The sequence below is a fragment of the Parasutterella secunda genome, from assembly GCF_016901835.1.
In the GTDB taxonomy this organism is placed as follows: domain Bacteria; phylum Pseudomonadota; class Gammaproteobacteria; order Burkholderiales; family Burkholderiaceae_F; genus Aphodousia; species Aphodousia faecavium.
On the sequence record NZ_JACJKX010000027.1, the window covers coordinates 1 to 10,729 of the forward strand.

7 protein-coding genes are annotated in these 10,729 nt (G+C 42.4%); 6 read left to right on the forward strand and 1 reads right to left on the reverse strand.

Annotated elements, in window-relative coordinates; all coding sequences use genetic code 11:
- Positions 1-283 (reverse strand): DUF4372 domain-containing protein (locus H5985_RS09055; protein ID WP_205050987.1); only part of this gene is annotated, 283 nt, incomplete at its 3' end.
- A 187-nt stretch (positions 284-470) separates the two neighbouring features.
- Here H5985_RS09055 and H5985_RS09060 point away from each other — a divergent pair.
- The 6 genes from H5985_RS09060 to H5985_RS09085 all read left to right on the forward strand — a co-directional run bounded on the left by H5985_RS09060 (position 471) and on the right by H5985_RS09085 (position 10,340).
- Positions 471-1,529: a hypothetical protein gene (locus H5985_RS09060; protein WP_205050988.1), complete on the forward strand. Its 1,059-nt coding sequence runs from the start codon at positions 471-473 to the stop codon at positions 1,527-1,529.
- A gap of 598 nt (positions 1,530-2,127) precedes the next feature.
- Positions 2,128-7,437, forward strand: coding sequence for a YadA-like family protein (locus H5985_RS09065; protein WP_205050989.1), 5,310 nt, complete (start codon positions 2,128-2,130; stop codon positions 7,435-7,437).
- 380 nt (positions 7,438-7,817) lie between these two features.
- A complete protein-coding gene (locus tag H5985_RS09070; protein WP_205050990.1) occupies positions 7,818-8,072 on the forward strand; it encodes a type II toxin-antitoxin system RelB/DinJ family antitoxin in 255 nt (84 codons plus the stop codon).
- Positions 8,073-8,304: 232 nt separating this feature from the next.
- On the forward strand, positions 8,305-8,985 hold the full coding sequence (locus H5985_RS09075) for a hypothetical protein (RefSeq protein ID WP_205050991.1): 681 nt from the start codon (positions 8,305-8,307) through the stop codon (positions 8,983-8,985).
- Positions 8,986-9,356: 371 nt separating this feature from the next.
- On the forward strand, positions 9,357-9,536 hold the full coding sequence (locus H5985_RS09080; RefSeq protein ID WP_205050992.1) for a hypothetical protein: 180 nt from the start codon (positions 9,357-9,359) through the stop codon (positions 9,534-9,536).
- Positions 9,537-9,548: 12 nt separating this feature from the next.
- Positions 9,549-10,340, forward strand: coding sequence for an ATP-binding protein (locus tag H5985_RS09085; RefSeq protein ID WP_205050993.1), 792 nt, complete (start codon positions 9,549-9,551; stop codon positions 10,338-10,340).
- Positions 10,341-10,729: the final 389 nt, after the last annotated feature.

Below are 10,729 nucleotides of genomic sequence, written 5' to 3' on the forward strand. Positions count from 1 at the left end.
AAGCCAATGTCGTTCGCCCCATGGCTTTGGCTGCCATGTGCTGTAGCTTGCCAACGGCAGAAATTAATCCATCTTCAATTTCTCTTAATGAGTCACAGCCTGCCAGATGGCAGAACAGCAAAGAAACAATTTGGCCCCATAAGGAAAATTTGCGAGCGTTGCACTTTGGACTGTTCCGTTTATCTTCTTGAAGTATCCAGTCCTGAGGAAGGTACTTTAAAAGCTGAGCAAAGAAGCTGATCGGTGCATTTTTGTTGGCGGATTCGTTAAAATGAGTGTCCATGGCGGTTTCTCGATTTTTAGTGTGGTAACTTAAAATCTAATAAGAAAACCGCCATTTTTCTGTCCGTTATTTCCCTACCGGAGACGAACAGAGTTTGACTACATTTTTAAAGTTCGATTTGGATACTACTGATAAAAATTGTCTATCATCTAAATAATGGCGATTCTCATTTTATTGTGGGGGCATCATGTCAAAAGAGCCAGCTATAGGTAAATCTTCTTTGTCTATTGATTTTTCACATATTGACTACGGAGAGGTAAGCAAGTACATAGAAGATCGGGGTTTTGGTTTTGTTAAGTCGTACCTTCGCAGGTTAGAGGGTTTGGAAGATGAACTTTTCTTTCACGCATCAAAGATTAAGGAGGTTTATACAAAAGCCCATGTAAGCGTTGACAGGATATCCTCTAACGATGTATTTGAAGGACTTATTCAAGGTGCTTTTTGGTATGAATATCAGTACACACCAAAAGGATGGGCTATCAAGAGAATCTTCACTAGAGAAGATTTGATCAAATATCAGAATGATATTCGAAAACATATTCCTATAGAAAAGATCATCAATTCATATATCAAGACCATAGATCATCAGCTGTCAACGAAAAATATTGAGCTAATTGGATTGGTTTACGATGCTTATGTTGTAAGTCAACTGGAGCAGATTAAAGCGATCTACATACAAGACAAGGAAGCTAAACGTAGGGAGAAAGAGCGACAACGTTTACTGGAAGAACGAGAACGGGTGGCATCTTTGATACAAGAAAACGCAGAGCAAATAAAGTGGTTTCTGGAAGACAATGACATTTATTTGATATCAAAGGAAAATCCTGAAAAATTGGAACGCATAAATGAAAAAATCGAATACATAGACAACGAATATGGTGGATGGGAAATTAAATTCAAAGATCAGCTTGATTTAACTCATTTTGACTATTCAGAAGTTAGAGTTGTTGATAAGGCTGAAACAGAATTCAAGGCTCTTGTAGAAGAAATGCGCCCTTTAGGATTCGTTGAGAGCGCACAGGTTTCTAATTACATCGTCCAAAACCGATTGCACTTTAAATACAAGCACCTATCAGGTCTTTTACATATGGAAAAATATGGAGAAAGGTACGATTTTGTTGGTGGTATCAAGAAAAATTATTATGCTCGGTTATGTGCAGAGTTGGGTTTGGAAAATAGAAAGTCTGGGGCTCATGTTCTCGGATTTACATCATTCGCTACAGTAGCTAGAAGACTGAAAAAGTAATTTGCTGTGGATGATTCTCATCAGAAGTAAGGTTATGCCAGTCAAACCCCTCACAGTCTAAAGGCAGCGGCAAATAAGCTTTAGTGAATTATGTTAAATGTTGAGACTCAGTTTTTGAATGATTATGTAATACATTGATTTAGGCTAATAAACATGTAAATAAATATGAGGAGATGTTATAAAGAATTACAATTAGAATAATTTTTTTCTGGATTAAAATCATGCTGCCCCCCCCCCGTTAAACGTTTTCAGATATCTAACGGTTTAAATTCAAGCAACAAGAAAAATTTAAAGTTTTTTGAAAGCAACCTCTCAGTTCTGCAAGTGGAAGATATGTTTATGGAGTGGTTGCTTTTTGTTTTTCCGAAACAAATTCAGGCCACTTTCTCTACAGAAGACTTTTCAAGAGTTTTCAAGACAAAAATTCCATTTCTCGACGAGTCATTTTCGCCATAGTTATCCCGTATTACGTTCTTTAGTGACATGAATTTTTGGAGAGAATGACTCAATAAAAAAAGTGTCTTTTCATGCAATTTGTCAACATTATTTTTTAATTTCAAAACATTAGAAAAATTATTTGTAATCTGGAGCCTATGCCATGAACCGTATTTACAAAGCTTTTTTCAATCGAAATAAAAATTGCTGTGTGGTGACGAGTGAAATTTCTGCTTGTTTTGGGAAAGAGCGAAGTTCACGATTAGTTTATGCATTGTTATTACTATGTTTATTTGGATTTAATCAATCAGCTGTTGCTGTTTCAGCAGACGGTTTCCAACAAGGTGGAATTTATTCTACTTCGGCTGGTCAGTCGATAATCGATTTGAATCAGTACGGTAGCAAGACTGATGGATCTTCCGGAGCTGTAATCGGTAAAGGCTCTATTGGTGCGGGAGAAGGTAGCGTTTCTTTTGGCAGTGGTAATTATTGGGATGCTTTAGGCGATCTTTCCGAGCCCAAGTACTTTATCAATAGCGTTCGAATTGATCGAGGAAGTGGTGCGTACGAAGGATATCACTGGCTGAGAGGAGAATATCAACTAGTCACAAAAGATCCTGTTACGGGAAATATTCAAATTTCAACACAAACTTTTGACAAACATATTTGTACTTCATATTGGGGTACGCCAAATGAATCCTGTAGTGAAGAAATAATCAATGCAGCAAATAGAACACTAACTCCTGAAGAACAATTATCTTTTTTTGAAATGGTTGATGTCAAAACTGATCAACCTTCGTATGGGGTTCAGGAATTCACTAATATAAAGACAAGAAAATTGGTTAATGTGGCAAATGGTGAAGTATCAGAAAATAGCACAGAAGCTATAAACGGAAGTCAACTTTATGAATTGCAACAACAAATCGCAACTGGTGGAAGCGAATATTTAAGCGTTAATGCAAGCGACGAAGAGGCATCTCCCTCGACCTCCGCTAAAGCAATTGGGGCGAGATCTACTGCTGTAGGAGAAGAAGCTACTGCAAAAACCACACAATCGTTGGCTGTTGGTTATAAGGCTTCCGCCGAAGCGGCAAGTTCCATTGCGTTAGGGGCTAATTCAAGGGTTTCCAACACGGATGTTCAGGCTTCTGAGACATCAGGCGTGGTGTCAGTCGGTAGTTCTGATCCGAGCTCAGGATTTCAACGTCGTATTATCAATGTTGCCGATGGCGTTAATAGTTCAGATGCCGCCACAGTTGGGCAAGTGGGTTCCATTAGTCGTAGCAACATCAAAAATAGTTTAGAAAATATCTTGGGCGTTGCTGTCACGGATAACGGAGTATCCATGACTGCCGGTGATATTGGGCAGACGGGGCAAACAACAGTCAGTGGTGCTATCTCCAGTGTGAAATCATCGGTTGACAATAAGTTAGATTTGGATTTTGGGAATTTGTCTGAAGATGGTAGAGATGAGATCGCTCAAATTGCTAAGGGCTCTGTCAAAGTAAAGGCAGGTAATCACGTCACGGCATCTTCAGAAAGTGACGGGTACACGGTGAACGTGGTCTCCGACGGAACCGTGAAAGGTAGCAAAGATGATCATTTGGTTACTGGAGCGACAGTTGCGTCGGCCATTGATACTGAAACTCGGGTGTCTACTGATGGAAACTTTATCAAGTCCAATGTGTCCGCTGCACAGAATTTGACGGCGTTGGATTCTGAAATCAAAGAAAATGAAACGGCCATCGCTGCCAATACAGTTGCCATTGGCACTAAGGCCAACAACGACGCCACAGGAATTGATTTATCGGTATGGCAAAACACGCTGGGAAATGGCAAAGCAGAAGAGGGAAATACCGGTTTGGTAACAGGCGGTACCTTATTTGATTCATTGGCTTCCAAAGCGGATTTAAATCTTGGTAATTTGTCGGAAGAAGGTCTGAAAACCATTACGTCTGTGGCTCAAACTTCGTTAAAGGTTGTAGACGGAACAAATACAACTGTTAGGGCAGGCAAAGATGGAGAAGCCGTCACTTATGCTGTTGACGTTATCGCCGATGGTACGATAAACGGTAATAAGGATAGTGGAATTGTTACCGGTTCAACTGTCGCCTCTGCTATTTCAGGAGCATTTAATAGCATCTCCACTTCAGGGTCAGAATATCAAACCATCATTCGCGATCAAGCGCGTCAATCGGTGACTGTCACTTCGTCTGATAGTGATATTTTGTCAGTCACAGCGGTTCAGGACGAGATTAATCACACTACTCAGTACACGGTTGGGGTTAATGTCGCCGATAGCATCGCAGAAAACGATGTCAAGCCGGTTAGTGGAGGGGCCGTTTTTACGGAGTTTGGTCGTTTTGCTAATGCTGAAACATTGACAGACAGCAACGTCAAAGCCTGGCAACAGGTATTAGGTAATGGTGAAGTTAAAAAGAGTAATACTGGATTAGTGACTGGCGGAACGGTTTATGATGCCATTAGCGAAACCTTTGGAAATTTAGATGGCACGACTCAAGGTGATGCTGTTAAAGATCAGGCCCAACAAGCGATTAGCGTCAAAGCTGCGGAAGGAAATCAGTATTTGTCTGTTACGAAGACTTCTGATGATCAAACCAATACTGATACCTATTCAATCGGCTTGACAATGGCGGATAGAATTGGGGGAGTTGCAGAAGGTTTGGTTTCTTCAAGCATGGTCTTTAATGAGGTGCGCCCGGTGAAAGACGGTTCAGTTGTTCGTCGTGACGCAACCACAGGAGACAACTTAACGGCGTTAGATACCAATCTGTCTACGTTGGGTACAAATTTTGGTTCATTATCTACAACCGTGACCAACCTGCAAAGTCTTCAAGGGCTGACGTTAGCAGGAGAAACGAAGATCAAAAATTTGGCTTCCAACTCTTTCACCATCGTTGGAGGTCAACATATTGCTGCGGAAAAGACCACCTCCGATGATTTGGTCTCTTGGACATTAAATGTCGATGACTCAGGAACAATTAGCGAAGATAGTGATAAGTTGGTGACCGGCCAGACCGTTTATAACTATGTGAAAGATTTCACTACAGGTGCTGGCTTTGCCACAATTTCCGGTGACAACATTGAAGTGGATAGCTGGATTTCTGTCCTAGGCACACCCAAAGATATCTCGCCAGTATCCACAGGGAACAACCGGTTTATTACTGGTTCCGAACTTTTTAATGAAGTGCATATCAGTACTGACGGTGAGTATGTGAAGGGGCAAAACACAGTTGCTGGGAATTTAACCTCTTTAGATGCTCAATTGGGCTTAGTCAGTCGCAATGTCTTTGACTCCCAAGGAAATTTGGCGCTTGCTACGCGATCGCTGGATAACCTTTCAAGTAACGGTATTGAACGTTTAAAGAGTTCTGTTGGTGTCGTAGGGGATGGGGAATTTCTTGCCATCTCTAAGAGTGATACCCAAGACGGCAACACTCGAAACTACGCCTTGTCTTTGAAAACAACTGAAAGTGCAGCCGATGGTGAAAATGCGTTAGTAACGAGCGATACTTTGGGAGAGGCGCTGAAAAATCAGAACACCTCCATCACTGAAGATCTTTCAACGAAGGCGGACATTGACGCCGGTAATTTGTCTGATGCCAATATTCAGCAGTGGCAAGCCAAGTTGGGCAATGGGGCTGTGGTCGAGGGTAACGCAGGCCTCGTCACAGGCGGAGCTCTTTTTAGCGAAGTTCGCCCAGCTGAAGACGGCACATATGTTTCAAGCACCCAGACTACTGCGACAAATTTGACCAATCTTGATCAAGGTCTTGCAAGACTAGATCAAAACAAGGCCAACGTGAATGCGGACAACATCGCCAACTATAAGGGGGAATGGATAACGGCTTTAGGTGGATCCATTGCAAATGATCAAACAGGTTTAGGCTTCGTGACCGGCAATGCCATTTATCAATGGGGAACACCGGAAAGCAGGGTAGAACCTTATTATGCAATTTCATCTGGCTACACTGTTGGTCAAAACCTTGTCGCCTTGGACGACAAGTTAAGTGAAATTCAACAATCTATTCCTACCAATGCCTTGGATACTTCGTTAAGTAACCTGACGGAAACAGGCAAGGGGACTATCGCCAACATTGCCTACGGTAGCTTAAACATCTCAGGTAGCGGGTTAATTACCGTTGCCAAAGAAAATGGAGGTTTCACCATTGGTGGAGTCTCAGCCGGTGAAATCGCTCAAAACAGCTCTGGTTTGGTAACCGGCGATCAGGTTTGGGATGCTTTACAAGGGATCTCTATTTCCGAAGACGCTATCCAAGAAGCGATCAATAACGCATTGACGAATAATGATATTTTCCAAGACGCCGTTTCGGAGGCAGTCATCAACAATAGCAATGTTCAGGTGGCGATCAATAATGCTTTGCAAAGTGAGCAAACGCTGAATAACATCGCGCAGAATATGAAACCTGTAGGTCAAGTGGCTAGTGACGACGAACGAGCTGTTAGCGGACAAAATGTCTATAACTACTTGCATTCAGAATCCTTAGGTTTGGGCGCTGGATCAACGGCAACGGGAACAAATGCTTTTGTTTATGGAAACGGAAGCACTGTTTCTGGTAATAATGCGGGAGGTTTCGGATCGGGAAGCACGGTGGCGGCTAACAATGCTTACGCATTTGGCAATAACAATAAAATCGCCAGCGGCGCAGACAATAGTTTTGCCATAGGCAATAACAACACGATTAATGAAAACGCGTCAAATACCTTCATTTTAGGCAGTAACGTGACGACCTCTGCACAAAATGCCGTGGTGTTAGGCGCGGGGTCCGTCGGTGTGAGCAATGCGGTCAGTGTTGGTTCCGATACGGTTAAACGCAAAGTTGTTAATGTCGCCCCTGGTGATGTCTACGCTGGAAGCACTGACGCTGTCAATGGTGGTCAACTTTATGATACGCAACAAGCGATTGTCCAAAATTCAAGGTCAATTCGTGAAGTTGCTCATACCTTGAAGAAAGATATCAACCGTGCTGCTGCTAATGCCGCAGCTATGGCCGCATTGCAACCCTTGGGTTTGGACGAGGATCACAAATGGTCTGCCGCGGCAGGCGTCGGTCACTATTCCGGTGAACAGGCTTTGGCTGTTGGCATGTTCTATAAACCGACGGAAAATGTGATGGTCAATTTTGGAGGATCAGCGGCTACGGGAGGGGATGCAATGGTTAACGCCGGTATCGCCTATCGGTTTGGCGCCCCCGCTTCCTATGATTCCATGTCGACATCTGCCTTGAAATCCAAGGTGGTTGCTCTCTCTGATCACAATCGTTCTTTGGAAATGCAGCTAAGAAGCGCTCAACTTCGTGAACAGAGTATGGCAGAAAGGGTGACACAGTCCCAAAAAGAATTGGAGGACTTAAAGAGGGAAGTAGAGCTGATGAAAAAAGCTTTGGGTTTGCAACTTAAGGCAGTAAAAACAAACCAAAAATCTAACTGATGGAACGAAAGGGGAATCCTAGCAACTGTCGACTAGGATTCCTCTTTATAAAACAACACCATTGAACACCTTCCTCAATGAGGTGTAAATACGACAAAGCCCAGTGCTACCAACACCGGGCTTAGTCTTATGACATGAGGTGACCTCATGACACACGTTCTCTCCTCGTGTTCGTTGATTATCGCACAATTGATGGAATTTATCGGTGATTGGGACCTGTCCCTAAATTTAATAAATTCCAAATTGATATCGGGTTTGCTACTTGTGCGTTAAGGATACGATTTACACAAACTTAGTTGCAGCTCTCGCAAGACAATAAATTTTGTTTGTATAGCAAATGTTGTTACAATGTAATGACAAAGAAGCAACAGGAGGGATATATGTCTCAAACTACAATCAGTATTCGAATTGATTCAGAATTGAAGAAAAATATGGAAGCTGTTTGTTCCGATTTAGGATTAAATATTACGACGGCTTTCACCATATTTGCTAAGAAAATGGTTCGTGAGCAACGAGTGCCGTTCGATGTTGCTATTGATCCCTTTTATTCAGAATCAAATCTAAAGCATTTGCGAGAAGGGATAAAAGAACTTAATGCTGGTCGGGGTGTTTCTCATGGGCTCATAGAGGATTGAATATGCAAATTATTTGGTATTCAGTGGCTTGGTGTTGGTGACCACTGTAAAGTGAGCCAGATTCGGACGTTTTAAACAGAGCCACTCGGCGCTAAAAATAAACCAAAAAGTGAGCCAGAGGTTGATCCACTTTTGAGGATTTATTCGACTTTTTGTTATGTGTTGACTGGTTTAATCTCAATTGTCCTCTAACCAGAGGACGTTTGATTTTTAAACCATTGGGAGTCAACATATGATTGATCCACTTGTTCGACAAGAAATCCGCTATCGACATAGTCTTGGAGAGTCTGAGCGGTCTATTGCTCAGGTCCTTGGTATTAGCCGCAACACGGTTCATGCCTATCTAATCGATGAGACTCGGGGCATGCAGATCCATGCGCCGGCAAGAAGAAAATCGATTCTTCACAAAGCGAATCAAGACCAGCTTCAATACCTGTTCAACGCAGTTGGTGGAAACTGTGTCGTCGTTGCCCGTATTATTCAAGATGATCCTCAAGCCTACGGATTGCCAAAGAATTTATCGATCACAGAACGCAGTGTTCGACGTTTCTTTGCCACTCACTATCCCAACTTGAGATCAAAAACCAAACCAGCCTTTGAGCCGTTTCATTGCTATCCAGGACAACAGCTTCAAATTGATTTCATTCAGGCTCAATTTCAGTTTGACGGAGAGCCAGTTGCTCAAAAGATTTACCTCTTCGAAGCCGTTTATCGTTGGTCTCGTAAGGGATTTGTGTTTGTTTGTCCCGACACAAGCCAGGCTTCTTGGTTGATGGGGATTGCCACCTGCTTAATGAGATACGGTTTGCCACAGCAAATTCTCTGCGATAACGATAAATCCCTGGTGATCAGTCATCGGCGAGATGAAAAGTTCAATTTCACCCGGACTTCCTTTGGTTATGTGAACCTTTAGGGATCAGACCTCAAGCCTGTCGACCTAATAGACCTCAAACTAAGGGAGCTGTCGAGCGTTTTGGTCGTTATGTTAAGGAGAACGCCTTGGTTTATCTAAGCGTTCATAATACGGGAATTAGAAATGCACATGATCTTCAGCATCGACTGGATCAATGGATTGAACAACAGGCCGATCAACGTCGCGTCAACGGGAAAAGTATAGAAGAATTATTCGAAATTGAGCGTTCACACTTGACACACAATCCCGATATTTCAGCGTATATGAATATCGCCTCCTCAAGCCAATTGAGCTCCCTAAGTGGTGAGATGGTTATTTTCGGGTACCGCATGAGCATCCCCAAACTTTATGCCAATTGATTGCTGACAATCATGGTTCGACACAACGGGGAATATCGGATCTCTACGCCGGAAGGACTTGAAGTCAAGAGTGGAGCCATCCCCTTGGATTATTTACAAAGGAACACGATGCACGCTCGTGCAACGGAAAAAATGTCCGCTCCTAGACAGGATTTTGATCCAATGAGCGATCTTAGAGAACTCGATATTTAAAGGAAATCCGCTATGGAGGAATTGAATTACTACTTAAAAGAGCTCCGTCTTTTGAAAGACAGTCCCAACCTAGAACAGTTATTGCTGAAGCTGGAAAATGAAGAAAACTCCAACATGACTGCCAGGGCGATTGTGACAGAAGTTTTGGCCTCTATATGGCAATACCGTCAAGATAAAAAAATGATTACTTGGACGACGACGGCTTGCTTTCCCAAACGTTTTCTTCAAACCCCGTTTCATTTACAACATGCCAATATTCCCCAAAAGAGTGCTGAGGAATTTTTACGTTGCGAGTGGATCGGTCGATCGGAAAATATCCTGATGTGTGGGCCATCCGGACTAGGAAAAACACACTTTTCAGTCGCCATTGGTCAGCAAGCCATAGCCAAAGGATACCGCACCCGATTTGTAAGTGCATCCAAACTGTTTAAAGACTTAAATAAAGCCTTGGATTTGGCTTTAGCCATGTATGAACGAAAACTTCAAAGTTTAGATTCTGTCAACTTGTTGATCATTGACGACATGGGCAACGGAAGTGTTCCTGCGGACTCTGGAGCCTATTTCTATGAAATTATGGATAGACGCCACAATAAAGGACTAAGCACAATCATCACAACAAACAAAGCGGTTTCTTCTTGGGGAACGGCATTGGGAGATTCTGTCAGCGTAAGAGCTGCACTAGATCGTTTTCTGGAGTTCGCCTACAAAGTGAAGTTTTCAGGAAAAAGTTTAAGGTTGGAAAACTTCAACAAGCGTAACAGGATGAATATTCAAGACAGTGTGGAGGCAATAACAAAAGATTAAAAGGTTTCGATCTCTCCTATTCTCGGGACCGATGTCCCGAGAATACGTCAAATCAAAAGATGGCTTAAAACCCAAATGTCCTTTGTCCGCTAAATTGGTTTAATTTCTCTGACCGTTATGGTCCAATTTTATATGTCCGCTAACACTTGGAATGACTTGTGATTTAATTTGACTATGTTTAGTGCATTTTTACGTGAATCGTGAGCGCTTTTTAAAACTTTACATTTTTTATCCCCAAATTTTGTGCAAAAGGCTGTGGATAAGGCGATGGATATCCATGGGGGGTGTTACAAAAGTCGCTACGACTAATTAACACCCTCTTTTGTATTTATAGCTCCCTCTTGCGACTTTATTAGGTTGCATTTTTTTCTTTTTATTAACTCTGTTAG

What these genes read in the sequence shown, in the direction of transcription:
- H5985_RS09060 (WP_205050988.1), top strand. Translation starts at nt 471, where the DNA reads ATGTCAAAAGAGCCAGCTATAGGTAAATCTTCTTTGTCTATTGATTTT.
- H5985_RS09065 (WP_205050989.1), top strand. Translation starts at nt 2,128, where the DNA reads ATGAACCGTATTTACAAAGCTTTTTTCAATCGAAATAAAAATTGCTGT.
- H5985_RS09070 (WP_205050990.1), top strand. Translation starts at nt 7,818, where the DNA reads ATGTCTCAAACTACAATCAGTATTCGAATTGATTCAGAATTGAAGAAA.
- H5985_RS09075 (WP_205050991.1), top strand. Translation starts at nt 8,305, where the DNA reads ATGATTGATCCACTTGTTCGACAAGAAATCCGCTATCGACATAGTCTT.
- H5985_RS09080 (WP_205050992.1), top strand. Translation starts at nt 9,357, where the DNA reads ATGGTTCGACACAACGGGGAATATCGGATCTCTACGCCGGAAGGACTT.
- H5985_RS09085 (WP_205050993.1), top strand. Translation starts at nt 9,549, where the DNA reads ATGGAGGAATTGAATTACTACTTAAAAGAGCTCCGTCTTTTGAAAGAC.